The following is a 24356-nucleotide window of genomic DNA, read 5'->3' as shown; positions in this document are numbered from 1 at the left end:
GGTGGCGCCGGCGCTGGGACCAGGAAGGGCCTGGGAGGACTGGCGCCGTCCGTCCGAACCAGGCCGGCGGCACCAACGGATGCAACGACCCGCGCCCGGCAGCGGAAACGGTCGGACGGTTCAGTCGGCCGCCCAGCGGTGCCGGCGCAGCCAGTCCCGCACCACGTCGGCGGTGCCGGCCGGGTCCCGCCGTAGGTCGTGCGTCTCGCCCGGCCGGGTCACGACCTGCACGCCCGGCCCCGACGCGGGCACCCCGAACGGGTCCCGATCGCCGTTGACCACCAGCGTCGGCAGGTCGGTGGCCAGCTCGGCGGCCCGGGAGCGTTCCGGCCGGCCGGGTGGGTGCAGCGGAAAGGCCAGCGCGACGACGCCGGCCGCGCCCACCGCGCGGGCCGTCCGGCAGGCCACCCGCGCGCCGCTGGAACGACCTCCGACCAGCAACGTGGACACCTCGTCGTAACGAGCGCGCAGCGCGGCGAGCACGGCCGTCCACGCCTCGTCGAGGTGCCCGGCGGGGGCCGGCGCGCGACGGCCGGCGACCCGGTAGGGCTGGGTCACCCGGATCACCGCCAGGCCGGCCGCTACCGCCGTGTCCCGCACCGCGAGCAGGTCGGGCGCGTCCACGCTGCCGCCCGCCCCGTGCCCGAGCACCAGCAGGGCGGCGGCCGACCGGGCCGGCAGGTCGGTGTCGATCCGCGCCGGGCCGCGGGGCGTGTTGATCTCTTCGCTGGGCAGCACCGACCCATTCTGCGCCGGCCTCGCCGGTCACCGGGATGGTTCGCCCTCGGCGGTCAGCTCAGCGGCACCAGGGTGAGCAGGCGATCGCGCACCGGAGGGCCGGCGTCGTCGGCCGCGTCCGGATCGGGCTCGACCTCGCCGCGCCAGGCGACCAGCATCGCCCGCCGCTCGCGAGGTGTGGTCGCGCCCCACACGCCGTGGCAGTCGCCGACCTCCAGAGCCCACGCCAGGCAGGAACCCTGCACGTCACAACTGCGGCACAGCGCGACGGCGGCGTCCGCCGGTTCGTTCGGTGCCGGAAAGAACGTCTCCGGATCGACGCTCTGGCACGTCCCTCTGGTGCGCCACGCGTCGTCCTGTCGGCGTTCTCGCAAGGCCCGCAGCAGCCGCGGATCTCTCCGTGCCGCAGCCACCTCGTGCGGGCGGGGCATACGCGCCCGTGTCATTCCACCCACCTCCCCCGTGGGACCGGCAAGTTCGGTGGATGTCGTCCGCCCCGTGCGAATCGACAGCCACTACCGGCGCTGTGTTGTATCGCACTTCCGGACGCCGGGACAAGGGCTTACGGAGAACATGACTGAACGGCCAGGCGACGAATCGAGCAGAACCCTGGCAAATCGGTGCCCGACGATGCCTGTCATTTTCAGAACAGAGTCAGCTCCGATGGGACCGGCGGCGGCGGGACGGACACTCGGGCGGTCAACTCCGGGCCGTCGTTGCGGACGTCGCCCACCGCCGGCCCGACCGGGCGGATCTCCAACCCGGCCAGCCGATCGGGCGACGCGGGCGCGAGCAGGCGTTCAGGCTCGTCGCACGGCCCCAGCCAGGACGACCACTGATCGGGTGGCAGCAGCACCGGCATCCGGTCGTGCACCTCGGCCAGCTCGCCGAGCGCCGCGGTGGTCAGCACGCTGAAGGTGAGCCGGCTCTCGGCCGCGGACTCCCAGACCGACCAGATGCCGGCCAGGGCGAGCACCGAGCCGTCAGCCGGGGTCATGAAGTACGCCTGCCGGCCGCCGTCGGGTTGGCGGACCCACTCGTACCAGCCGTCGGCCGGCACCAGGCAGCGGCGGCGGGCGAACGCCCCGGCGTACGCCCGGCTGGTGGCCACCGTCTCGGCCCGCGCGTTGATCATCCGGGCCGCGCCCGTGGCGGACCGGGACCAGTGCGGCAGAAAGCCCCAGCGGGCGACACAGAGGCTGCGGTGCCCCTGCGGGCTGAGCCGGACCAGCGGCACGCGATCGGTGGGCGCGACGTTGTGATCCGGCCGGATCGCGCCGTCGGTGTCGTCGGTCGACTCGAACAGCGCGCTCAACTCACCGGAACCACGGGTCGTCGCGTACCTGCCGCACATGCGCTCACGCTAACCCGTCGGGGGCCCGGCCTGCTGTCCCGCCAACCGGGAGCACGACCGCCGGTCGACGTCACTCACCGACCGACACGGCAGAATGTAACCGTGGGGAATCTGACCGCGACCCGGCCGCCGCAGCCGTGGAGCGCACCGACCGCGTCCGACCCGGTGGCAGCGACACTGCGCCTGCCCGGCTCCAAGTCGATGACCGCCCGCGCCCTGGTGCTCAGCGCCGTGGCCGCCGGGCCGTCGACGCTGGCCGAGCCGCTGCGCGCCCGGGACACCGAGCTGATGGCCGCCGGCCTGCGCGCGATGGGCACGCACGTGTCGATCAACGACGACGAGCGTTGGCTGGTCCGGCCGCACCCGCTGGTCGGCCCCGCCCACGTGGACGTGGGGCTGGCCGGCACCGTGATGCGGTTCCTGCCGCCGGTGGCCGGGCTGACCGACGGGCAGGTGACCTTCGACGGCGACCCGTACGTCCGCACCCGGCCGCTCGGCCCGCTGGTCGACGCGCTGCGCTCGCTGGGCGTCCGGATCGACGTCACCGGCACCGGCAGCCTCCCGCTGACCGTGCTCGGCTCGGGGCAGGTCACCGGCGGCGAGGTGGTGATCGACGCGTCCGCGTCCAGCCAGTTGGTCTCCGGTCTGCTGCTGGCCGCGCCGCGCTTCGACCGGGGCCTCGTGGTGCGGCACGTCGGTGCGCCGGTGCCCTCCGCGCCGCACCTGCGGATGACGGTGCGGATGCTGCGGGCCGCCGGCGCGGCGGTCGACGACAGCACCCCCGACGTCTGGGCCGTCGAGCCCGGGCCGCTCACCGGGCGCGGCTGGGAGATCGAGCCGGACCTCTCCGGCGCGGTGCCGTTCTTCGCCGCGGCCCTGGTCACCGGCGGCGAGGTGACCCTGCAGGGCTGGCCGCACAGCAGCTCCCAGCCGATCGAGCAGCTCCGCTCGCTGCTCCAGCGGATGGGCGGCGAGGTCACCCTCTCCACCAACGGGCTGACCGTCCGCGGCACCGGCGTGGTGCACGGTCTGACCGCCGACCTGTCCGACGTCGGCGAGCTGACTCTCGTGCTGACCGCGCTGGCCATGCTTGCCGACTCGCCGTCGGTCTTCACCGGCGTCGGGCACATCCGGGGCCACGAGACCGACCGGCTCGCCGCGCTCGCGCGGGAGTTCGGCGGGCTCGGGGCCGACATCACCGAGACGCCGGACGGGTTGGAGATCCGGCCGCGCCCGCTGCGCGGTGGGGTCTTCCGCACCTACCACGACCACCGGATGGCCCACGCCGCCGCGGTGGCCGGGCTCGCCGTCCCCGGCATCGAGGTGGACGACGTGGGGTGTACCTCCAAGACCATGCCCGAGTTCCCGGCACTATGGTCAGCGATGGTGACCGGCAAGAGCTGACGCGAGAAGAGGACAGGTCCTGGCGACCAGACGGCGGGAGTACGACGAGGACGACGTACGGGTCCGACCCGGAAAGTCGTCGCGCCCGCGTACGCGCACCCGCCCGCAGCACGCCGACGCGGTGGACGGCTTCGTCATCGCCGTGGACCGGGGGCGCTACCAGTGCGTGCTGGCCGGGGCCGAACGCGGCGTGGTCGGCGCGGAGCTGCCCACCGTCACCGCCATGCGGGCCCGCGAGCTGGGCCGCAAGTCGGTGGTGGTCGGCGACCGGGTCAGCCTGGTCGGCGACACCTCCGGCGCCCAGGGCGCTCTCGCCCGGATCGTCCGGATCGCCGAACGCCGCTCGGTGCTGCGCCGCACCGCCGACGACGACGAGACCACCGCCGAAGGTCGGCTGGAACGGGTGGTGGTGGCGAACGCCGACCAGTTGGTGATCGTCAGCGCCCTGGCCGACCCGCCGCCGCGGACCGGGTTCATCGACCGCTGCCTGGTGGCCGCGTACGACGCGGACGTCGAGCCGCTGCTCTGCCTCACCAAGGCCGACCTGGCCGGGCCAGAGGAGGTGCTCGGCTACTACACCGAGCTGGAGCTGCCGTACGTGCTCAACCGCCCCGACTCCGACCTCGCCGCGCTCCGCGCGCTGCTGAGCGGCAAGGTGTCGGTCCTCGTCGGGCACTCCGGGGTGGGCAAGTCGACGCTGGTCAACCGCCTCGTCCCGGACGCGCTGCGCGCGGTCGGCGTGGTCAGCGCGATCGGCCGGGGCCGGCACACCTCGACCAGCGCCGTGGCACTGCGACTGCCACCGGTGCCGGGTGTCGACACCGACCCGGGCTGGATCATCGACACCCCCGGTATCCGCAGTTTCGGGCTGGCGCACGTCTCCGCCGACAGCCTGCTGCACGGCTTCCCGGACCTGGTCGAGGGCACCGTCGACTGCCCGCCCAACTGCCAGCACACGGCGGACGAGACCGACTGCGCGCTGGACGCCTGGGTGGCCGCCGGCAAGGCCGACCCGCGCCGGCTGGCGTCGTACCGCCGGCTGCTCGCCTCGCGTGCCGGCGAGGGCGACGCGCGCGGCGACAGCGACCAGCGCGGGCCCGGCGAGGGTGACCGGCGCGGGCCCGACGAGTGACCCGCCAGGCGTCGGCTAGGTTGCCGGTATGACCGGGTACGCCGACGACCTCGTCCTCGCCCACCTGCTCGCCGACCGGGCCGACGCCATCGCCATGGCCCGGTTCCGGGCGCTCGACCTGCGGGTGGAGACGAAGCCCGACCTGACCCCGGTCTCCGACGCGGACACGGCCGTGGAACGGGAGATCCGCGCGCTGCTGGCCGAGCACCGGCCCGCCGACGGGCTGCTCGGCGAGGAGTACGGCGCCGAGCCGTCCACCGCTCCGAACGGCCGGCGGTGGATCGTCGACCCGATCGACGGCACCAAGAACTTCGTCCGTGGCGTGCCGATCTGGGCCAGCCTGATCGCACTGTACGACGGCGACCGGCCGGCCGTCGGCGTGGTCTCGGCGCCGGCGTTGGGCCGACGCTGGTGGGCGAGCGCCGGCGCGGGCGCGTACGCCGGGCCGGGCCCGGCCGCCGGCGACCGGATCGGGGTCTCGGCGGTGCGCACGGTCGCCGACGCGAGCGTCTGCTACTCGTCGCTGACCGGGTGGGAGGACGCCGGGCGACTCGACGCGATGCTCGATCTGCTGCGGGCCGGTTGGCGCAGCCGGGCGTACGGCGACTTCTACGGCTACATGCTGTTGGCCGAGGGCGCACTGGACGTGATGGCCGAGCCGGAGTTGTCGCTGTGGGACGTGGCGGCGCTGGTACCGATCATCACGGAGGCGGGTGGGACGGTCACGGATCTGGGCGGTCGACCGTCCCCGACCGGCGAGCCGGGCACCGAGAGCAGCGTGGTGGCCACCAACGGTGTGCTGCACGCCGACATCCTCGCCCGGCTGGATCGACCAGTCGAGCGCTGACCCCCGGCAACCTCTATCCTCGCCAGGTGGTCTCCTCCGGCTGGTGCTTCCTCGCGGCGATGATCGTCGCGTACGGCTTCGCCAACCTGCTCCAGTCGGTGGCCGCGGCGCGCACCACCGTGCACCACACCTTCGATCCGGGTCTGCTGCTGCGCCTGGCCGGGCACCGGACGTACCTGGTGGGGCTGAGCTGTCAGATCGGCGGGTTCGTGCTCGCTTTCCTGGCCCGGCGGGACCTGCCCCTGTTCCTGGTGCAGGCGAGCGTGGCGGCCGGGCTCGGGGTGACCGCCATCATCGGCGTGCTGGTGCTGAAGTGGCGGATGCCGGTGGCGGAGGTGGCCCTGCTGGCCCTGCTCTTCGCCGGGATCACCGCGCTGGTGCTGGCCGCGCGGCCGGCGCCGTCGAAGCAGCTCGGCACCGCCGGCTCGGTGGCCCTGCTGGCGGCGCTCGGGGTCATCGCGGTGCTCGGTGTCTTCGCCGTCCGACTGCACGGGGCGCCGGGGTCGGTGGCGCTGGGCTCGCTGGCCGGGCTGGCGTTCTCCTCGGCGGCAGTCGCGGCCCGGCCGCTGGCCTCCGCGCCGTCGGCCGAGGCGTTCCTCGCCAACCCACTGTTCTACCTGCTGATCGCCCACTCGATCGTCGGCCAACTGCTGCTCGGCCTGGCCATGCAGCGCGGCTCGACGACCGCGGCGGTCGCCGCCATGGACGCCGCCGGAGCGGTGCCGGCGGCGATCGTCGGCCTGCTGCTGCTCAACGACAAGATCTGGCCGGGTCGGGAGTGGCTGGCCGCCACCGGTTTCCTGGTCACCCTGACCGCCGTGATCGGCCTGACCCGCTACGCGCAGCCGCAGCAGCACCGCTCGGTGGCGCACCGCCACGACCGGGCCATGGTCGGCGCGGGCCGGCCCGTCTGACCGACCCGCGCATCCGGCGGCGTCCCGCTCACGCCTCGACGGGCTTGCGGCGGCTCACCACCCGCTCGTAGAGGCGCTCCAGGGCGCCGGCGGTCCGTTCCCAGGTGTAGCTGCTGCGGACCCGGTCCACGGCGGCGTGACCGTAGGCGAACCGGCCGGCGTTGTCGGCGAGCAACCGGCGCAGGGAGACCCCGAGCGTGCGTACGTCACCGGGGGGCACCAGACGGCCGGTGACCTCGTCGACCACCGCGTCCGCCAGGCCACCCATCGCGTAACCGACCACCGGCACCCCGCAGGCCATGGCCTCCAGGGAGACCCGTCCCGCCGAGGAGTAGTGCGGCGTGCAGGCCACCACGTCGGCCGACCTGTACCAGGTGGCCATCTGGTCGTGCGGCACCGCCCCGACCAGGCGCACCTGCTCGGCCACCCCGGCCCGTTCGGCCAGCTCGCGCAGGCGACGCGCCTCCGCGTGGTTGGCCAGTTGGCCGGCCGGTGGGCCACCGGCGATCACCAGTTCGGCGTCGCCGACCAGCCGCATCGCCCGGATCAGGTCGTCCTGGCCGTGCCCAGGCGACAGTCCGCCGACGGAGAGGATCCGGGCCCGCTGTTCGCGCGGGGCCGCCTCGCCGTCCGGGTGGAACTGCGCGGTGTCCACCCCGGCCGGCACCATCGCCACGGAGGTACGTTGCAGGCCCATCCGGGTCAGCTCGTCCACCTCGTCGTTGCACTGGGCGACGGCGATGTCCACCGCCCGGGTCAGCGCCCGCTCCAGCGGGATCCGTTCCCCCGGGCCGTCGTACTCACCGCCCAGGTGGCGCAGCTGCTCCACACCGAGCGAGTGGAAGGTCTGCACGACCGGGATGTCGGTCTCCCGGACGGCGTGCGCGGCGGCCAAGCCGCCGATCCAGTAGTGCCCGTGCACCACCTCGGGGCGCCAGGCGCCGCCCCACTCGTCGGTCAGCCAGCGCCCGAACTCGGTGACGTGCGGGATCAGACCGGCGGTGGGCAGGGCGGTCGCCGGGCCGACGGGCACCCGCAGCACCCGGTAGCCGCCGACATCCACCGTCGCCGGCAGGTCAGGGTCGTCCCGGCGCTCGTAGATGCGGACGTCGTGGCCTCTACCGGCCAGTTCGGCGGCGACCCGCGCGATGTGTTGTTGGGTGCCGACCGGCGGGCCGTCGGCATGCCGGTACGAGCTGGTGTGCGCGCAGACGAGGCCGACGCGCATGGGTCACCTCCCTGCGATCTTTTCCTCGGCGGTCCCGGTCAGAGCGTCCCATTAACCTCACAGCCCCGAGCCGAAACCTGGCAGATCGGGAACAGTCACCGCGAGTGCCACCGACACTTGCGCCACAGCAACCACATCAGCCCCGCTTCGACGGCGTACCGGGCGGATCGTCAATGATCGTCGGGCGGTCGCTGGTATGACCGGGCCCGACCCGGGGTACCGCTGGAGAATGCCGCTGACCCGCACCCTCGACGATTCGACCGTGGTGATCACCGGCGCGTCCAGCGGGATCGGCATGGCCACGGCGTACGCGCTGGCCCGCCGGGGCGCCGCCGTGGTGCTCGCCGCCCGCAGCGAGCCCGCGCTGCGACAGGTCGCGCAGCGCTGCCGGGAGCTGGGCGGCCGCGCGGTGGCCGTCCCGACGGACGTGACCGATCTGGAGTCGGTGCAGCGGCTGGCCGACCGAGCGGTGGGCGAATTCGGCCGCATCGACGCCTGGGTGAACAACGCCGCGGTGAGCGCGGTGGGCCTGTTCGACGAGATCCCCGTCGCCGAGTTCCGGCGCGTGCTGGAGGTCAACCTGCTGGGCACGGTGCACGGCATCAAGGCCGCGCTGCCGTACCTCGGAGCGGCCGGCGGCGGCGTGCTGGTCAACAACGCGTCGGTGCTGGCCGAGGTGGCGATGCCGTACCAGTCGGCGTACAACGCCGCGAAGCACGGCATCCGTGGACTGGCCGACACCGTCCGGCAGGAGCTGCGGGTGACCGGTCGGGGGCAGATCTCCGTCTGCACCGTGCTGCCGGCCACCATCGACACCCCGTTCTTCCGGCACGCGGCCAACCACAGCGGTCGCGAGCTGGTGCCACCCCCGCCGATCTACCCGCCGGAGGTGGTCGCCGAGACGATCGTGCGGTTGCTGCGCCGGCCGCGCCGCGAGGCGTACGCCGGTGGCGCCGCGCGGCTGCTCGGCCTGCAGTGGCGGCTGGCGCCGGCTCTGGTCGAGCGCACCCTCGGCTGGTACGTCCACCGCACCCAGTTCGGCCCGGGCGCCCGGCTGGACAACACCGGAAACGTGTTCCACGCCGGCGGGCAGGCCAGCCGCAGCGGTGGCTGGCACGGTCGGCGGCGTCAGCTGGTGCGGATGACCGCCGCGTTCGGTCTCGCCGCGGCCGGCACCGCTGTCGGCACGATGGCCATGAACCGCCGATCCCGAACGGTTCGCTGATGACCGGCGTCGACCGACCGCAAGCGCCGTTCGTCCGCGGGCCGCACCCCGAGGCGACCATCGGAGTGGACGAGCGCTGTCGGGTGGAGGTCGACGAGTCGTCCCCGGTCATCCGGTTGAGCGGGGTGCTCGACACCGCCGGGGCGCCCCGGGTTCACGACGCGTTGCTCGCACGGCTCAGCGACCGGCCCGGCCCGGTGGTCGCCGACGTGACCGGGCTGCGGGTCACCGACCCGGCCGGGCGGAGCGTCTTCGCCGAGGTCCGCCGGGAGATCGCCGACTGGCCGGCCGCGGACCTGCTGCTGTGCGACCCGGCGGTAACCGGGCCCGGTCGCCCCGACGCCGTCCTGGCGGGTGTGCCGGCCTGGCCCACCCTCGCCGCCGCACTGGCCGCGGTCGCCGCGGCCCCGCTGGCGGCGGTGCTGACCGCCGAGCTGCCACCGGCCGCGGAGTCCGCCCGGCAGGCCCGCGAACTGGTCGCCACCGGTTGTACGCGCTGGGGCATGCCGGCCCTGACCGAGCCGGCCCAGATCGTGGTCACCGAGATGGTCAACAACGTGGTCACGCATGCGCGGACCCCGATGAGTGTCCGGTTGGCACCGCAGGGCGACACCCTGCACCTGGCGGTTCGGGACCACTCGTCGCGCCGGCCCACGTTCGAAGGTCTGTCCCCGCCGAACAGAGTGGGCGGCCGGGGTCTGCTGCTGATCGACACCGTTGCCCGCCGGTGGGGCACCAGCATGGTGCCGGACGGCAAGGTCGTCTGGTGCGTGCTGCACCCGGACGACGAGGCAGCGGACGGCTGACGGGCTTGCCGCACCCGGTGTCCGGTTCGCCGCCGCATGTCCGGCGGTGCTCCGGTTACGGCGGGAGGGCAGCGGGTAGTGATCAGACATGCGCGACAACGAGTACCCGACCCCCGTGTCCGACACCGAGGCGGAGGGGCTGCCCGACACCGCCGATGACGACTCGACCGCCAACGACGACGTGCTCACCGGGCGCGAGGCGGACGGCCCGGAGCCGGCCCAGCTACCCGGCGACCGGACGCCGGTGGCGGTGGACCGCTTCGGGACGACCGCCGAGGAGCAACTGGACGGGGAGTCGTTGGACTACAAGCTCGATCGGGAGGTCTACGAACGCCCGGTGGACGACCCCCTGGCCGGCCCGGTCGACCCGAAGATCGCCTTCGAGGCGGAGAACGAGGCCGCGGCGGCGGAGGCCCAGCTGGACGCCGACGTGATGGACCCGGGGCCGACGTCGGATCCCAACTCGCCGGTCTCCCTCTATGACCACGGCCAGCTCGGCACGGTCGCCGACGCCACCGTGGGCCGGCTCGTGGAACCGGACGAGGGGGCGCACACCGACCAGGAGACCGACTCCGTGGCGTACGACGCCGGGTCGGCGGGCGGCGGGGCGACCGCGGAGGAGCTGGCCATCCACGAGACCGAGCCGCCGCGCTCGGTCTGAGCCGATCAGTCGTCCAGGCCACGCTCGATCGCGTAACGGGTCAACTCGACCCGGTTGTGCAGTTGCAGCTTGCCCAGCGTGTTCTGGACGTGGTTCTGCACCGTGCGGTGGGACAGGCCGAGCCGCTGCGCGATCTGCTTGTACGACATTCCCTTGGCCACCAGGCGCAGCACCTCGGTCTCCCGGTCGGTGAGGCGGGGCGTTCCCGGTGCCGCGTCCCCGGTCGCGCCCTGTCCCGGCCCGGCGGCCATCCGCCGGTACTCCCCCAGCACCAACCCTGCCAGGCCGGGCGTGAAGACCGGGTCACCGACGGCGGTGCGGCGGACCGCGTCGAGGAACGCCGCGGGCGCCGTCGACTTCACCAGGTAGCCGGTGGCGCCCGCCTTCACCGCGTCGAGCACGCTCTGCTCCTCGCCGCTGGCGCTGAGCATCAGCACCCGGACCTCGGGCAGCGCCGCGCGCAGCCCGACGACCACGTCGACCCCGGAGATGTCCGGTAGTTGCAGGTCGAGGACCACCACGTCGGGGCGGGCCGCAGCGGCGACCCGGATCGCCTGTCGCCCCTCGCCGCTGGTCGCCACCACCAGGAAGCCAGCCTCGGTCAGGTCGCGGGCCACGCCCTCGCGCCACATCGGATGGTCGTCGACCACCATCACCCGCACGGCCGTCACCGCTGCCTCCTCGGCACGATCAGCTCGATCTCGGTGCCCGCGTCGGGGGTCGACATGATCCGGACCGTACCCCCGAGGTCGGTCACCCGGCCACGGATCGACTGGGCCACGCCGAGCCGTCCCTGCGCGGCGGCCTCGACCAGCCGGCCGGCCGGGATGCCCGGCCCCTCGTCACGGATCGACACGGTCACGGTCTCCCCCTCGTCCTCGATCAACACCCAGGCCCGCCCACCGGCGTGGCGGCTCACGTTGTCCAGGGCCGCCCCGGCCGCGGCCGCCACCTCGCCGGCCACCTGCCGGGGCAGGGTCACCGGGGTGGCGGGGGCCGAGAGCGACACCGCCGCCGAGGCGTACCGGCCGAGCAGGCCGCGCAGGTCCACCGTTTGCGCTCCGGCGTCGGCCGGTGCGGCGCCCGCGATCAGTGCCCGCAGCGCGGCCTCCTGCTCACCGGCGAGCCGGGCCAGTTCGCCGGCCTCGCCGGGCAGGTGCGCGCCGCGCCGCTGCACCAGCGCCAGCACCTGGAGCACCGAGTCGTGGATGTCGCGGGCCAGTCGTTCCCGCTCCCGGGTGGCCGCCTCCAACTCCACCGCGTGTTGCAGGCGTTCCTCGGCCGCCACGGCGAGCCGGGCGACGTGGCCGACCACCACTCCGGCGAGCAGCAGCAGGATCACCCCGGTGAACGACGACTGGCCGATCCGTTCCCGGGTGGCCAGGTCCGCGCCGGCGACCAGCAGCGCGGCCACCGTGCCCCGCCGCCGGCCGCCGGAGACGGCCCAGGCCAGCACCGGGCCGGCCATCCAGGCGACCCCCAGGGTGGGTACGCCGTGGGCGAGCGCCTCCCGGCCGATCACCCAGGGGGTGGACAGCACGATGGCGACCACCACCCCGAGGTCGGCCAGCAGCAGCGGCCAGCGTCGCCAGGCGGGCCGGGCGTACCCGACGGCGGTCGCCCCGGTCCAGAGGATCATCGCCAGGATCAGGGCGCCGACGGCGAACGGGTGCTCGTACCGGTCGGCGTCGCGTACGGCGAGCGCGCAGACGTACCCGAGGGAGGTGACCCGGAACACCGTGAGCGCCCGCCAGAGCGGCACCTCGAAACCACCCGGCGGCGACGGCATGGCGGTCAGGATGCCACAGCGGCGCGGGGCCCCACGGAGTGCGCCCCGAGGAACCCTGACGTACGGTGGAAAAGCCGCGAAATACTCCGAGATCCGCCGTCAGGACGGGCCATGACGAATGCAGATCCGCACGCACCGCGTACGGTTGTGCCCATCGAACCCTCCCTCCTGATCGCCGAGGCCTTCGAGCAGGCCCAGGTGACCGAGATTCGACACTCGGTCACCTCCTGCGCGCATGCCTCCGGCCTCGACGGCCAACGGCTGGACGACTTCGTGCTGGCGGTCAACGAGTTGATCACCAACGCGGTGCGGCACGGTGGCGGACGCGGGTGGCTGCGGCTCTGGCGGGAGCCCGACGCGCTGTTCTGCGAGGTGGCCGACCACGGGCAGGGCATCACCCCGCAGCGGCTGGGCGACCGGAGCCGTCCCGCCCCGGACACCGCCGGCGGGTGGGGTCTCTGGCTGGCCCGGGAGCTGACCGACGCCATGGAGATCGCCACCAGCGCCGCCGGCACGACCGTCCGCATCACCGCCACCCTCGCCGCCACCGACCGCACCCAGCGCTGAGACCGGCCGGGGCGCCGGCGGGCTCAGCCGAAGAGGGCCGAGACCGATTCCCCGTTGTGGATCCGGCGCATGGCCTCGGCCAGAGCGGGAGCCACCGAGAGGACCTGGAGTTTCCCGACCCGCTTCTCGGCCGGGATGGGGACCGTGTTGGTGCAGACGATCTCCAACACGCCGTCCTGGTCGCTGAGCCGCCGCAGCGCGTCGCCGGAGAACAGGCCGTGCGTGCAGGCCAGCCGAATCGAGCGCACCTTCAGGCCGCGCAGGTGCTCCATCAGCTCGACCACCGTGCTGCCCTTGGCGATCTCGTCGTCCAGCACGATGACGTCCCGGTCGGCGACCTCGCCGATCACCGCACTGATCTTGACCAGGTCGTCGCTGAACCGCTGCTTGGCGCCGGCCGCCACCGGCGTGCCGAGCAGCCGGGCGAAGGCGGCGGCCTCCTTGGCGTTGCCCAGGTCGGGCGAGACCACCACGGTGTCGCTCAGGTCGTAACGCCGGAAGTGGGTGGCCAGCTCGCGCAGCGCGTGCAGATGATCCACCGGGACGCTGAAGAAGCCGTGCACCTGCGGCGAGTGCAGGGTCATCGCGAGCACCCGGTCCGCGCCGGCCGAGGTGAGCAGGTCGGCGACGAGCCGGGCGCCGATCGAGATCCGCGGCGCGTCCTTCTTGTCCGAGCGGGCGTACGCGTAGTGCGGCAGCACCACCGTGATCCGCCCGGCGGACGCACCCCGGGCCGCGTCGATCATCAGGAGCAGCTCGACCAGGTTCTCCTGGACCGGGGGCACCAGCGGCTGGATCAGGAAGACGTCCCGCTCGCGGCAGTTGGCCTGCAACTGCACTTCCAGGCAGTCGTTGGCGAACCGGGAGACCCGCACCGGATGCAGCGGCACCCCCAGGTGGGCGCAGATCTCGGCGGCGAGGTCGGGATGGGCGGTTCCACTGAAAACGGCGATGTCGCGCACGTTCGCACATGGTAGGCGACGCGCAGGTCGACGTGACGGCTGGTCGCACCGGGCCGCCGCTGCGGGTACGGTGCTGCGGTGACCCCCGAGTACGTCGCCGCCATCGACCAGGGCACCACCTCCTCGCGGTGCATCGTCTTCGACTCCGCCGGGGACATCGTCGCCTCGGCCCAGCGCGAGCACCGGCAGATCTTCCCCCGGCCCGGCTGGGTGGAGCACGACGCCGAGGAGATCTGGGACAACGTCCAGCAGGTGGTCGCCGAGGCGCTGCGGGCCGCCGGCACCGACGCGGCCGGGCTCGCCGCCGTGGGCATCACCAACCAGCGGGAGACCACCGTCGTCTGGGACCGGACCACCGGCCGCCCGGTGGCCAACGCCATCGTCTGGCAGGACACCCGCACCGGGCCGCTGCTACGCGAGCTGGCCTCGGCGTACGGCGAGGAGCGCTTGCGGGCCCGCACCGGCCTGCCGCTGGCCACCTACTTCGCCGGTCCGAAGCTGCGCTGGCTGCTCGACGAGGTCGACGGCCTGCGCGAGCGCGCCGAACGCGGCGAGGTGCTCTTCGGCACGATGGACAGCTGGCTGATCTGGAAGCTCACCGGCGAGCACGTCACCGACGTGACCAACGCCAGCCGGACCATGCTGATGGACCTCGCCACCCTCGACTGGGATCCGGAACTGCTGGACGCGCTGGGCGTGCCGGCGGCGATGCTCCCGCAGATCCGCTGCTCCGCCGAGGTGTACGGCACGGCGAGCGGCGTGCTCGCCGGGGTGCCGGTGGCCAGCGCGCTCGGCGACCAGCAGGCCGCCCTGTTCGGGCAGACCTGCTTCCAGCCGGGCGAGGCGAAGTGCACCTACGGCACCGGCAGCTTCCTGCTGCTCAACACGGGCGCCAGCCCGGTGCCCTCCACTCACGGCCTGCTCACCACGGTCGCGTACCAGATCAAGGGCCAACCTCCGGCGTACGCCCTGGAGGGCGCCATCGCCGTCACGGGCTCGCTGGTGCAGTGGCTGCGCGACAACCTCGGCCTGATCTCCAGCGCCCCGGAGGTGGAGGACCTGGCCCGCACCGTGGACGACAACGGCGGCTGTTACGTGGTGCCGGCGTTCTCCGGGCTCTTCGCCCCGCACTGGCGCAGCGACGCACGTGGCGTCATCGCCGGGCTGACCGGCTACATCACCAAGGGGCACCTGGCCCGGGCGGTGCTGGAGGCGTCGGCGTGGCAGACCCGCGAGGTGGTCGACGCGATGAACGCCGATTCCGACGTGGCGCTGCGCCGACTCCGGGTGGACGGCGGGATGACCGCCAACGGCCTGCTCATGCAGTTCCTCGCCGACGTGCTCGACGTGCCGGTGGTCCGCTCCCGGATCACCGAGACCACCTGCCTTGGCGCGGCGTACGCGGCCGGCCTGGCGGTGGGCTTCTGGCCGGACCTCGCCACCCTGCGCGCGCAGTGGCGCTCGGACGCGCAGTGGGAGTCCACAATGCCCCCGGAACTGCGGGAGCAGGAGCTGCGCCAGTGGCGCAAGGCCGTGCAGCGCACCCTCGACTGGGTGGAGTGACAAGCGCCAGGTCCGGACGCCAAGCTGCCCCCGGCCAGGCAGCTACGTGCGCCTCCTTTGCTCTGCTTCAACAGACGCAACGAAAAGGTGCCGTGGGTGTTGCGCCGGTTGAAGCAGAGCAAAGGGCGCGCAGCAGTGACCCGGCGGGTCACTGCCGCAAGGCCGCGGACGGCGGGCCGCTCAGCTCCAGCGGTTGCCGGTGAGCTTCTCGTAGACCTCGACGTAGCGGGCGCGGGTCGCCTCGACGACCTCGGCGGGCACGTCCGGCGCCGGAGGCAGCTTGTTCCAACCGCTGCCGGTGGCCCAGTCCCGCACGTACTGCTTGTCGTAGGAGAACTGCACCCGGCCCGGCTGGTACGACTCCGCCGGCCAGAACCGCGACGAGTCGGAGGTGAGCAGCTCGTCGGCGAGCACCAGGGTGCCGTCTGGCGCCCAGCCCAGCTCGATCTTGGTGTCGGCGACCAGGATGCCCCGGTCGGCGGCCAGCTCGGCACCGCGCCGGTAGACGTCGATGGTGATCTGTCGCAGCCGCTCGGCGGTCGCCTCGCCCACCTTGTCCACCACGTCGGCGTACGTGATCGGCTCGTCGTGCTCGCCGGCCGGTGCCTTGCTCGACGGCGTGAAGATCGGCTCGGGCAGGATCGACGCCTCGCCGAGCCCGCGCGGCAGCGGTACGCCGGAGACCGCGCCGGTGCGCTCGTACTCCCGCAGGCCGCCGCCGGTGAGGTAGCCCCGGGCGACGCACTCGACCGGGACCATGTCCAGCCGCTGGCAGCGGATGGCCCGCCCGGCGAACTCGGCCGGCACGTCGGTGGCCGAGATGACGTGGTTCGGCACCAGGTCGGCGAGCTGCTCGAACCACCACAGCGAGAGGGCGGTGAGCAGTCGACCCTTGTCCGGGATCGGTGTCGGGAGGGCCACGTCGTAGATCGAGATGCGGTCCGAGGCGACCAGGATCAGGTCGTCGCCGTCGGCGTACACGTCCCGGACCTTGCCCGAGTGCAGAAGTTCCACGCGCCCTAGTACACCACGCGACGACGACGGGCCCGTTCCGGCCACCCATACCGCCCTCGGGCTGCCGGGTGACCGGACGGACGTTGACACCCTCCTACGCCGCCTGCGTGAATGGTCCGACCCGTCCGTACGTGCCAGGAGACCCCGTGCCCGTTGTCCGTCCCCCGATCGCCCGCTTCGGCGCCGACCCGGGCCGACGCCGAGTGCTCACCGCGCTGCTGGGCGCTCCCCTGCTGGCCACCGGTGGGCTGGCCGGATGCAGCGATGGCGTCGACACCTCGGCCCAGGACGGGCCGATCGAGCTGTCGGTCTTCTGGTGGGGCGGGACGAAGCGGGCCGAGTTGACGGAGAAGGTCCTCCGGCTGTACTCGGAGCGCAACCCGCGGGTCAGCTTCCGGGTCACCTGGCAGGGCGCCAACGGCTACTACGAGCGGCTGGCGACCCAGGCGGCCGGCGGCAACGTTCCGGACCTGATCCAGCTCGACGACGCCATGCTGACCGAGTACACCCAACGCCAGATCGCCCTCGACCTCACCGAAGCGACCGTCGATCACCGGTTGGACGTGCGTGGCCTGCCGGAGGGTCTGATCCGCTACGGCACCGTGGACGGGCGGACGATGGCGGTGGCCGCCGGGCAGACTCTCGCGTCCGTGGTCTTCAACCGTGACCTGCTGCGCGAGCTGCGGGTGCCCGAGCCGCGCGGCGGGATGTCCTGGGTGGACTACATCGCCTGGGCGCAGCAGGTCACCGAGGCGAGCGACGGCCAGGTGGCCGGCACGATGGACGCGTCCGGCGACTACCGCGCCCTCTGGCTCTGGCTCCGGTCCCAGGGCGGCGAGTTCTACCGCGGACGGCAGCTCGGCTTCGGCGCCGAGGAGCTGATCGCCTGGTTCGAGCTGTGGCAGCGCGCCCGCACCGGGCGTGCCACGCCGGGCGCGGCCCTCGTCGAGCAGGCCGACAGCGGGGAGCCGACCCGGCAGTTGGTGGTCACCGGGTTGACCGCCGCGTCCTTCGCCTGGTCGCACCAGCTGCCGGAGTTGCAACGACTCACCGATTCCGAGCTGGGCGTGGTGGGCTTCCCCGGCCCGCCGGGTGCCCAGTGGGCACGAGCGTCGATGTACTGGGCCGGTTTCCGGGGCACCCGCCACCCGGAAGCGGTGGCCGACGTGATCAACTTCCTGACCACGAACGGCGAGGCGGGCACCATTCTCGGCCACGAGCGGGGCTTCAACGCCAGTCTCGCCGTCCGCCGCTACACCGAGGGCAGCATCACCGACCCGGCTCAGCAGCGCGCCGCCGCGTTCGGCGCCAGCATCGCCGACCAGTTGGGGCCGGCCCCCGCGCCACCGCCGAAGGGCCACCCCAAGGTGCGTTCCCTGCTGGTCACCGCGGCGGAGAGCCTCCGCGCGCGGCGTGCCGGCACGCGGGCGGCGACCGCACGTTTCCTCGCCCAGGCCAACGCCGCCCTGGCAGCCTGACCCACCGCCAGCCCGCCGCCGCCAGCCACGCCCGCCGTCCGCCCTGGCCCGCCGCCGCGACCGGTGGTCGTCGGCGGACGGCCGGACGGGCCACGGTCAGCGCGGGGGGCCACCGCGTCGGTTACGCGTCAGACGCAGCACCAGGAACACGATGATCGCCACCACCGCGAGGCAGCAGAGCAGACCGAGGAAACCGAAGCCGCCGCCACGGGAGCGCCGCCGGGCGGCCTCCACCACCAATTCACCGGTTCCCGTGGACGCCCAGGCCGCGACCGGCACAAAGACCGCCAGGACGACCGCACCGAGGACCGCGCTGAGCCGGCCCCACCACTTTCCGAATGAAGACATGCGCCCATCCTCGCCGAAGGACGCAACCTCGGCACGGCGGTCCACGCCGAATTCACGCCGTTCGGGCGGACGGAGCAGGACCGCCACGCCGGACCCGGCCGGGAAACAGAAGACCCGGCCCCACGATCTGGGGCCGGGTTCCGGTGTGCACTTTCCGTGGTAGCGGGGACAGGATTTGAACCTGCGACCTCTGGGTTATGAGCCCAGCGAGCTACCGAGCTGCTCCACCCCGCGTCGACTGGTTAACCATAACCCATCCGCCCCGACGATGATCAGCGGGGGCCTCGGCGGCCCGGGACGCCGGTCCCGGACGCGGGTCCCGGGTATGGCGAAAGCCCGCCTCCGGATATCCGGAGACGGGCTTTCAGTCGTAGCGGGGACAGGATTTGAACCTGCGACCTCTGGGTTATGAGCCCAGCGAGCTACCGAGCTGCTCCACCCCGCGTCGGCTCGTTAACCGTAGCGCACCGACCCGGGGCATCGCAAAACGACTCCGATACCGCCGTCAGCCGAGCCACTTCTCGATCGCCGCCACCGCCCGCCGGCTGTCGGCGTCGACCTGCGCGCGCTCGGCGGCGGTGTACTCCCAACCCTGCTCCCAGAGCACCGTCACCACGTCGTCGACCCGGACCGCCCGGACCAGTCGCACCTCGTACGCGCCCGGATCGCCCATGCCCTGCGGGTACGGGGCTCGCAGCTCGAACAGCACCGACTCGTCGCCGTACGCCCCCGGGTCCAGCAGTCGCTGCCGCCAGGTCCTGGTGTCGTCGGGCATCCGCTGCTCGGGGCAGGCGCGGACGGCCTGCCGCAGCTCCCGCAGCGCGTCGTCGGCGCGGCCGGGACGGTAGATCGCGATGCTGTGCCGGTAACTGCCGGCCGGCACGCTCCCGGTCGGGGTCGCCGGTCGCTTGTAGGCCATCGACCGGGCGCGGCGCTGCACCACCGCCGACTCGCTGGGATAGCGGGCTCCACACAGCGCCGGCAGGACCGGGCCCGGCGCGGTCGATTCCAGGCCGGTCCGGTTGGCGGCCGCCAGGACGAAGAAGGCGCGGTCCGGGATCGAGGTCGGCGGGTGGGCGGTCGCCCCGCCGGTGGACTCGGCCGACCGCGTACCGCTCGGCGTAACGCGCGACGGTGTCGAGGACGAGGGCGCCGTGGACGCCGACGGAGACGGGGAGGGTGCACGAGTCGACCCGGTCGGCAGCGGGGAGACCGGCGTGGCGGCCGGTGGTGGCAGCGGCGCGGACCCGTCGGCGGAGAACGCCAGCCGCCCCCCGACGGCCACCCCGCCGAGCAGCACCGCCACCGCCAGCGCACTGCCGGCCACCCGGACCCGCGCCCGCCGGTCGGCGTGCCGCCGGACCAGCTCGGGGTGGGCCACCTCCACACCATCGGCCACGACGGTGAGCGACCGGTACAGGTCGGAGAGTTCAGCTGACATCGTTCGCCTCCAGCTCCTCGATGTGGACGTCGGGCAGCAGTACGGCCAGCCGGGATCGACCGCGCGCCAACCAGGACTTGACGGTGCCGAGCGGTACGTCGGCCTCCCGGGCGATCTCCTCGACCGGCATGTCGAAGAGGTAGTGCAGGGCCAGCGCCTGTCGCTGCGTCGCCGGCAGTTGGCGAAGCGCGTGCACGAGCAGCACCCCGTTCTCGCTCGGTGGGGGCGCGGTCGGTGGCGGTCCGCTGCGGCTCACCATCGCCCGCGAGCGGTGCAGGCGCCGCCAGCGGTCGTTCGCCAGCCGGGACACCACCAACCGCAGCCACGCCTCGGGCGCCGGATGCTCCGACAGCCGCCCCCACTGCCGCCAGGCCCGCGCGAACGCCTCCTGAACGAGGTCCTGTGCCTCGGTGTGGTCACCGGTCACCGCGTAGCCGTACCGCATCATCCGCCGGGCGGTGCTGCGGTAGAACTCGTCGAAGCTCTGTGCGTCCCTCACGCCTGCCCCCTTGTCCGCGCCCCGTTGCATCAAGGACGGCGGAGGGCGGTCGCGGGTTGCGGTTCAGCCGGACAAAGCGTGTCGGAGAGGCGACAGGCCGGCATAACGTACGGACGCGACGGAGCCCCCGACGCCAGGACCGGTCAGGTCCGACGACGAGGGCTCCGGGGTGCTCCTCGGGCGGCCGGTCAGCCGCCCGTGCCGGCGCTCGGGGTGGCGCTCGGCGCCGGCGGGGCACCGCCGCTCGGGTTGGTAACCTGCTGCGCCTGCTGGAACGCGGTGAGCGCCTCGTCCAGCGCCTTGAGCGCGCGACCGTACCGCTCGAAGTCGCCGGAGGTCTGCGCGGCGCGTACCTCGGTGATGGCGGCCTGCACCCGGTCCGCGGCGGTGGCCAGCTCGCCGGTCGGCGGCGGGTTGGTGCTACCCGGTGTCGGGGTCGCGGTCGGCGACGGGGTGGTCGGGTTGCCACCCGTGGTCGGCGGCGGCGAGGTGCCCTGCCCGGCGCGCTTCCCCTGCTCCACCAGCTGCTTGATGCCGTCGTTGATGTTGTCGGCGAGCGCCACGAACGAGCCGCCGTCACCGTAGGAGAGCAGCACCTTCTGCAGCAGCGGGTACGCGTCCTGCTGGTTGCTCTTCACGTAGACCGGCTCGACGTAGAGCATGCCGTCGGCAAACGGCAGCGAGAGCAGGTTGCCGTACTGCACCTGCGCCTGGTTGCTGGAGAGCAGGTTGAGCTGCTGGCGGATGTTGGCGTTGTTGGTCATCTGCTGGTGCACCTGCACGGGGCCGGAGATCCGGGTCTGATCCGGCAAATCCAGCACCTCCAGCCGGGGCTTCCCGTCGATGTAGGACCCGGAGATCAGCGCGGCCAGGTTCTGCCGGCCGTTCGGGGTGACCGCCGAGGTGAGCTGGAAGCGCGGACCCTCCTGGCCCGGGAACTGGGTGAACAGGTAGTACGGCGGCTGCTTCTGGCCGCTGTCCGGCGCGTCCGGCACATTCGGCACCTGCCAGAAGTCCTGCGCGGAGTAGAAGTCACCCGGGTTGGTCACGTGGAACTTGGTGAGCAGGTTGCGCTGCACCTTGAACATGTCCGCCGGGTAGCGCAGGTGCTCCGTCAGCTCGACCGGGATCTTCGCCTTCGGCTTGATCAGGTCTCCGCCGAACGCCTTGTTCCACGCCTTGAGCACCGGGTCGGTGTCGTCGTACTCGTAGAGCGTCACGGTGCCGTCGTACGCGTCGACGGTGGCCTTCACCGAGTTGCGCATGTAGTTGACGTTCTCCCGGGCCAGCTGGAAGGTGCCCCGGTTGGTCAGCTCGTCGGTCGTCTCGGTCTGCAGGTTGACCCGCTCGGCGTACGGGTAGGTCGCCGCCGTCGTGTAGCCGTCGACGATCCACTGCACCCGGCCGTCGACCACCGCCGGGTACGGGTCGCCGTCCAGGGTGAGGAACGGCGCGACCTTCTCCACCCGGTCCCGCGGGTTGCGCACGTACAGCAGCTTGGAGTCCTTGTTGACCGCCTCGGAGAGCAGGAAGTTCGACTCCTGCTCCTTGATGGCGTACAGCAGCCGCCGGGTGAAGGAGCCGATCTTGACGCCGCCCTCGCCGGTGTAGGTGTAGGACTCGCCGCCGCCCTCGCCGACCGGCCTGTCGAACTCGGCCTTCTTGTTCGGGTCGGACTGGCCGACGATCGCGTAGTCGTCGGGCGCCATCCGCTCGCCGTAGTAGATGCGGGGCTGCTTGGCCGGGATCTGCTCGGTCTGCGAGGAGCACGCCTCCTGGGTCCGCTCGCCGAGGAAACCCGAGACGAAGAACGGCTGCCCGCCGCACACCACCTGGTTCGCCGGGGCGGCCACCAGGCCGTACCCGTGGGTGTAGACGGTGTGCCGGTTGATCCAGGTGTTCTGCTGGTCGGTCAGCTCGCCGTAGTTGATCTCCCGGACGCCGACCACGTAGTCGGAGGTCTTGCCGTTCACCCCGTACCGGTCGATGTCCAGTTTGGGGCCGAAGTCGTAGAAGCCCCGCACCTGCTGGAGCTGGGTGTACGTCTCGCTGACCAACTGCGGGTCGAGCAGCCGCACGTTCGACACGACGGACGTGTCGGTGGCCAGGTTCGCCGGTGGGGTGAGGTTGCTCGCCGCGTACGGGGTGGTCTCGGTGCCGCTCAGCCCGAACGCCGCCCGCGTCGCGTCGATGCTGCGCTGGATGTACGGCGCCTCCTTGTCCTTGGCGCTCGGCTTCACCTCGAAGGTCTGCACCGCCCAGGGGTAGATGCCGCCGATCGCCACGGCGGAGACGCCGAGCAGAGCGAGCGAGATGCCCGGCCACACCAGGTTCCGCATCCAGGCGTTGGAGAACACGATGATCGCGATCGCCACGACGATCGAGATGTACGCCAGGATCTCCTTCGCCGGCAGCAGCGCGTTGACGTCGGCGTAGCCGGCGCCGTACAGCTTGGCGCCCTCGTTGTACTCCAGCAGCATCGCCCGGCGGTCGAGCACGTACGCCAGGGCCTTGAGCAGCACGAACACCGCGACGAGGGTGCTCAGGTGAGCGCGGGCCGCGTTGCTCATCCGGTCGCCGATGCCCTGGAGGCGGACCCCGCCGAAGAGGTAGTGCACCGCCAGCGCGCCGATCAGGGCCAGCACCACGGCGGTGAAGCCGACACCGAGCAGGTAGCGCCAGAACGGCAACTGGAAGACGTAGAAGCCGATGTCCACCCCGAACTCCGGGTCCTTGACCCCGAAGTCACCGCCGTTGCGGAAGAGCAGCCACTGGTTCCACCGGCTCTGCGCGGACAGGCCGGCGAAGAGCCCGATCACGGCGGCGGTCAGCGCGATCCAGGTGCCGAGGCGCGGGCTGAGCGCCATCCGATAACGCTCCAGGGTGGCCTGCTCCACCGAGTGCGGCCGCAGCCGCGGACGCAGCCGGTGGGCCAGCCACAGGTTGCCGCCGACGACCAACGCCATGCCGAGCCCGATGACGAGGAACAGCGTCAGCCGGGTGAACAGCACACCGGTGAAGACCTCGGTGTAGCGGACCTCGTCGAACCAGAGCCAGTCCGTCCAGGCCTGGACACCCCAGCCGAGCAGGGTGAAGAGCACGAACACCCCGACCAGGACAGCGATGGTGACGCGGCCGCGCCGGCTCATCCTCGGAAGGGGGCTGCTGCTACGCATTACCACTGTTGGCTCCGCACGCTCGATGTGATCGGCTCCGATCAGGCACCCAGAGTACGGGGTGTTCCTGAGCGTGTCGGGGCACGGTCACACCGGTCAGCAACGGGTCGGCTGGCCACCCGCGCGCAACGTCTCCAGCGCGGTCAGCGCCTCGTCCAGCGAGCCCACCTTCAGCAACGGCAGGTCGGGCTGCGGGTTGCGGACCGCCTCGGCGCAGTTGTCCGCCGGCACCAGGAAGACCTTGGCCCCCGCACGCTTCGCGCCGACCAGCTTCTGGGCGATCCCGCCGATCGGGCCGACCGTGCCCTCGTCGTCGATGGTGCCGGTGCCCGCGATGACCTTTCCGCCGGTGAGATCGGCCGGGGTCAGCTTGTCCACGATGCCCAGGGCGAACATCAGGCCGGCGCTCGGGCCACCGATGTCTCCCAGGTCGATGCCGAGCGTGAACGGGTGCGGCTGCTGCTGGTCGATCTCGACGCCGATCCGCGGCCGACCGTCCTGCTCACGGCTCGTCACCGTCGCGGTGGCCGCCGCGCCGTCGCGCGTGTAACCGATGCTCAGGGCCGTACCGACCGGCTTGGCCCGGATCAGCTCGGTGACCTTGGCGGCGACCGGCACCGGCTTACCGTCAACCGAGGTGACCACGTCGCCGACCTTGAGCACCCCGGCGGACGGGCCGTCCGCGGCGACCGTCTTGATCACCACCTGCACGGGGAAGCCCAGCTCGCGCAGCGCGGCGGTCTCGGCGCTGGTCTGCGACACCTTGAAGTCCTCGGCGTTGCGCTGCTCGACCTGCTCCGTCGACTCCCCCGGCGGGTAGACCAGCTCGCGCGGCACCACGGCCTCGTCGTCGGAGAACCAGCCGGCGATCGCCGAGCGGAGCCGCACCGTGGGCTGCACCCCCACGGTCGTCAGCCGGAGCTGGCCGGCGGAGGTGGAGGTCTCCCGACCGGTGACCTGGATGACCTCCTTACCGTCGGCCGTGCCGAGGGTGTTGACCGTCGGGCCCGGGCCGAGCACCACGTACGGGATCGGCACCCGGAGCACCCCGATGCTGAGCAGGGCGGTGAGCAGGGCACCGAGCAGGACCGTCAGGCCGCGACGTCTCATGCGCCAGAGCGTACCGATTGCTCCGGGCCCACCCGACGGTTGCGCCGCGCGACTTCGCCCTCAGCGCAACGCCAGCGGCCGCTACCTGGGGCGCGGCCCG

23 protein-coding genes and 2 tRNA genes are annotated in these 24356 nt (G+C 72.8%); 10 read left to right on the top strand and 15 right to left on the bottom strand.

Going from position 1 to position 24356, the window contains the following annotated elements:
* Positions 1-120: 120 nt before the first annotated feature.
* The 3 genes from OG505_RS32035 to OG505_RS32025 all read right to left on the bottom strand — a co-directional run bounded on the left by OG505_RS32035 (position 121) and on the right by OG505_RS32025 (position 2092).
* A complete protein-coding gene (locus OG505_RS32035) occupies positions 121-738 on the bottom strand; it encodes an alpha/beta family hydrolase (RefSeq protein WP_405429689.1) in 618 nt (205 codons plus the stop codon).
* Between the two features lie 53 nt (positions 739-791).
* Entirely contained in the window at positions 792-1184 is a 393-nt protein-coding gene (locus tag OG505_RS32030; RefSeq protein WP_007464737.1) for a WhiB family transcriptional regulator, read from the bottom strand.
* Between the two features lie 197 nt (positions 1185-1381).
* Entirely contained in the window at positions 1382-2092 is a 711-nt protein-coding gene (locus tag OG505_RS32025; RefSeq protein ID WP_405429687.1) for an SOS response-associated peptidase, read from the bottom strand.
* A 102-nt stretch (positions 2093-2194) separates the two neighbouring features.
* Between OG505_RS32025 and aroA the strand changes: the two genes are divergently transcribed.
* The 4 genes from aroA (at position 2195) to OG505_RS32005 (ending at position 6389) form a co-directional block, all read left to right on the top strand.
* Positions 2195-3496, top strand: coding sequence for a 3-phosphoshikimate 1-carboxyvinyltransferase (gene aroA, locus OG505_RS32020; protein WP_405429685.1), 1302 nt, complete (start codon positions 2195-2197; stop codon positions 3494-3496).
* A 121-nt stretch (positions 3497-3617) separates the two neighbouring features.
* Positions 3618-4628: a ribosome small subunit-dependent GTPase A gene (gene rsgA, locus OG505_RS32015; protein WP_405429683.1), complete on the top strand. Its 1011-nt coding sequence runs from the start codon at positions 3618-3620 to the stop codon at positions 4626-4628.
* A gap of 28 nt (positions 4629-4656) precedes the next feature.
* Entirely contained in the window at positions 4657-5475 is an 819-nt protein-coding gene (gene hisN / locus OG505_RS32010; protein ID WP_405429681.1) for a histidinol-phosphatase, read from the top strand.
* A 59-nt stretch (positions 5476-5534) separates the two neighbouring features.
* A complete protein-coding gene (locus tag OG505_RS32005; RefSeq protein WP_405434842.1) occupies positions 5535-6389 on the top strand; it encodes a hypothetical protein in 855 nt (284 codons plus the stop codon).
* A 28-nt stretch (positions 6390-6417) separates the two neighbouring features.
* Here the strand turns inward: OG505_RS32005 and OG505_RS32000 are convergent, their stop codons facing one another.
* A complete protein-coding gene (locus OG505_RS32000; protein WP_405429679.1) occupies positions 6418-7617 on the bottom strand; it encodes a glycosyltransferase in 1200 nt (399 codons plus the stop codon).
* Between the two features lie 229 nt (positions 7618-7846).
* Here OG505_RS32000 and OG505_RS31995 point away from each other — a divergent pair, with 229 nt between their 5' ends.
* The 3 genes from OG505_RS31995 (at position 7847) to OG505_RS31985 (ending at position 10309) form a co-directional block, all read left to right on the top strand.
* On the top strand, positions 7847-8842 hold the full coding sequence (locus tag OG505_RS31995; protein ID WP_405429677.1) for an SDR family oxidoreductase: 996 nt from the start codon (positions 7847-7849) through the stop codon (positions 8840-8842).
* Entirely contained in the window at positions 8842-9648 is an 807-nt protein-coding gene (locus OG505_RS31990) for an ATP-binding protein (RefSeq protein ID WP_405429675.1), read from the top strand. The genes OG505_RS31995 and OG505_RS31990 overlap by 1 nt, the downstream gene beginning before the upstream one ends.
* Positions 9649-9736: 88 nt before the next feature.
* The gene (locus OG505_RS31985) at positions 9737-10309 is read left to right on the top strand and encodes a DUF5709 domain-containing protein (protein WP_405429674.1); all 573 of its coding nucleotides are present in this window, start codon (positions 9737-9739) and stop codon (positions 10307-10309) included.
* 5 nt (positions 10310-10314) lie between these two features.
* Here the strand turns inward: OG505_RS31985 and OG505_RS31980 are convergent, their stop codons facing one another.
* Entirely contained in the window at positions 10315-10962 is a 648-nt protein-coding gene (locus tag OG505_RS31980; protein WP_405434840.1) for a response regulator, read from the bottom strand.
* 14 nt (positions 10963-10976) lie between these two features.
* Complete coding sequence (macS, locus tag OG505_RS31975; protein ID WP_405429673.1) at positions 10977-12098, bottom strand: MacS family sensor histidine kinase; 1122 nt, start codon at positions 12096-12098, stop codon at positions 10977-10979.
* Positions 12099-12209: 111 nt separating this feature from the next.
* Here macS and OG505_RS31970 point away from each other — a divergent pair, with 111 nt between their 5' ends.
* A complete protein-coding gene (locus OG505_RS31970; protein WP_405429672.1) occupies positions 12210-12665 on the top strand; it encodes an ATP-binding protein in 456 nt (151 codons plus the stop codon).
* Between the two features lie 23 nt (positions 12666-12688).
* Here OG505_RS31970 and OG505_RS31965 read toward each other — a convergent pair whose 3' ends face one another.
* Entirely contained in the window at positions 12689-13627 is a 939-nt protein-coding gene (locus OG505_RS31965) for a ribose-phosphate pyrophosphokinase (protein WP_357495817.1), read from the bottom strand.
* Positions 13628-13705: 78 nt separating this feature from the next.
* Between OG505_RS31965 and glpK the strand changes: the two genes are divergently transcribed.
* Positions 13706-15190: a glycerol kinase GlpK gene (gene glpK, locus OG505_RS31960; protein WP_405429670.1), complete on the top strand. Its 1485-nt coding sequence runs from the start codon at positions 13706-13708 to the stop codon at positions 15188-15190.
* 180 nt (positions 15191-15370) lie between these two features.
* Here the strand turns inward: glpK and OG505_RS31955 are convergent, their stop codons facing one another.
* Positions 15371-16204 carry a phosphoribosylaminoimidazolesuccinocarboxamide synthase gene (locus tag OG505_RS31955; RefSeq protein ID WP_405429668.1) on the bottom strand — a complete coding sequence of 278 codons (834 nt, stop codon included), beginning with the start codon at positions 16202-16204 and terminating at the stop codon, positions 15371-15373.
* Positions 16205-16350: 146 nt separating this feature from the next.
* Between OG505_RS31955 and OG505_RS31950 the strand changes: the two genes are divergently transcribed.
* Positions 16351-17682 (top strand): ABC transporter substrate-binding protein, encoded by a 1332-nt coding sequence (locus OG505_RS31950; protein WP_405429667.1) that lies wholly within the window; start codon positions 16351-16353, stop codon positions 17680-17682.
* Between the two features lie 96 nt (positions 17683-17778).
* On the opposite strand, the gene OG505_RS31945 is transcribed toward OG505_RS31950, so the two are convergent.
* The 7 genes from OG505_RS31945 to OG505_RS31915 form a co-directional block, all read right to left on the bottom strand.
* Positions 17779-18030, bottom strand: coding sequence for a hypothetical protein (locus OG505_RS31945; protein ID WP_405429665.1), 252 nt, complete (start codon positions 18028-18030; stop codon positions 17779-17781).
* Between the two features lie 157 nt (positions 18031-18187).
* A tRNA-Met gene (locus OG505_RS31940) sits at positions 18188-18264 on the bottom strand.
* A 137-nt stretch (positions 18265-18401) separates the two neighbouring features.
* Positions 18402-18475, bottom strand: a tRNA-Met gene (locus tag OG505_RS31935).
* Between the two features lie 60 nt (positions 18476-18535).
* Positions 18536-19471 carry a hypothetical protein gene (locus OG505_RS31930; RefSeq protein ID WP_405429663.1) on the bottom strand — a complete coding sequence of 312 codons (936 nt, stop codon included), beginning with the start codon at positions 19469-19471 and terminating at the stop codon, positions 18536-18538.
* Positions 19461-19970, bottom strand: a complete 510-nt coding sequence (locus tag OG505_RS31925) for a SigE family RNA polymerase sigma factor (RefSeq protein WP_393052965.1) — start codon at positions 19968-19970, stop codon at positions 19461-19463. Before OG505_RS31925 ends, OG505_RS31930 begins: the two co-directional genes overlap by 11 nt.
* A 188-nt stretch (positions 19971-20158) precedes the next feature.
* Entirely contained in the window at positions 20159-23146 is a 2988-nt protein-coding gene (locus OG505_RS31920) for a UPF0182 family protein (RefSeq protein ID WP_405429661.1), read from the bottom strand.
* A 96-nt stretch (positions 23147-23242) separates the two neighbouring features.
* Positions 23243-24256, bottom strand: a complete 1014-nt coding sequence (locus OG505_RS31915) for a PDZ domain-containing protein (RefSeq protein ID WP_405429660.1) — start codon at positions 24254-24256, stop codon at positions 23243-23245.
* Positions 24257-24356 lie beyond the last annotated feature (100 nt).

The sequence above is a fragment of the Micromonospora sp. NBC_00617 genome (assembly GCF_045161355.1).
Taxonomy (GTDB): domain Bacteria; phylum Actinomycetota; class Actinomycetes; order Mycobacteriales; family Micromonosporaceae; genus Micromonospora.
The sequence above is the reverse complement of the archived record's forward strand: the minus strand, read 5'-3'. Positions and strand labels throughout refer to the sequence as shown.

What these genes read in the sequence shown, in the direction of transcription:
- OG505_RS32030 (WP_007464737.1), bottom strand. Translation starts at nt 1,184, where the DNA reads ATGACACGGGCGCGTATGCCCCGCCCGCACGAGGTGGCTGCGGCACGG.
- OG505_RS32025 (WP_405429687.1), bottom strand. Translation starts at nt 2,092, where the DNA reads ATGTGCGGCAGGTACGCGACGACCCGTGGTTCCGGTGAGTTGAGCGCG.
- hisN (WP_405429681.1), top strand. Translation starts at nt 4,657, where the DNA reads ATGACCGGGTACGCCGACGACCTCGTCCTCGCCCACCTGCTCGCCGAC.
- OG505_RS32005 (WP_405434842.1), top strand. Translation starts at nt 5,535, where the DNA reads ATGATCGTCGCGTACGGCTTCGCCAACCTGCTCCAGTCGGTGGCCGCG.
- OG505_RS32000 (WP_405429679.1), bottom strand. Translation starts at nt 7,617, where the DNA reads ATGCGCGTCGGCCTCGTCTGCGCGCACACCAGCTCGTACCGGCATGCC.
- OG505_RS31995 (WP_405429677.1), top strand. Translation starts at nt 7,847, where the DNA reads ATGCCGCTGACCCGCACCCTCGACGATTCGACCGTGGTGATCACCGGC.
- OG505_RS31990 (WP_405429675.1), top strand. Translation starts at nt 8,842, where the DNA reads ATGACCGGCGTCGACCGACCGCAAGCGCCGTTCGTCCGCGGGCCGCAC.
- OG505_RS31985 (WP_405429674.1), top strand. Translation starts at nt 9,737, where the DNA reads ATGCGCGACAACGAGTACCCGACCCCCGTGTCCGACACCGAGGCGGAG.
- OG505_RS31980 (WP_405434840.1), bottom strand. Translation starts at nt 10,962, where the DNA reads ATGGTGGTCGACGACCATCCGATGTGGCGCGAGGGCGTGGCCCGCGAC.
- macS (WP_405429673.1), bottom strand. Translation starts at nt 12,098, where the DNA reads ATGCCGTCGCCGCCGGGTGGTTTCGAGGTGCCGCTCTGGCGGGCGCTC.
- OG505_RS31970 (WP_405429672.1), top strand. Translation starts at nt 12,210, where the DNA reads ATGACGAATGCAGATCCGCACGCACCGCGTACGGTTGTGCCCATCGAA.
- OG505_RS31945 (WP_405429665.1), bottom strand. Translation starts at nt 18,030, where the DNA reads ATGTCTTCATTCGGAAAGTGGTGGGGCCGGCTCAGCGCGGTCCTCGGT.
- OG505_RS31930 (WP_405429663.1), bottom strand. Translation starts at nt 19,471, where the DNA reads ATGTCAGCTGAACTCTCCGACCTGTACCGGTCGCTCACCGTCGTGGCC.
- OG505_RS31920 (WP_405429661.1), bottom strand. Translation starts at nt 23,146, where the DNA reads ATGCGTAGCAGCAGCCCCCTTCCGAGGATGAGCCGGCGCGGCCGCGTC.
- OG505_RS31915 (WP_405429660.1), bottom strand. Translation starts at nt 24,256, where the DNA reads ATGAGACGTCGCGGCCTGACGGTCCTGCTCGGTGCCCTGCTCACCGCC.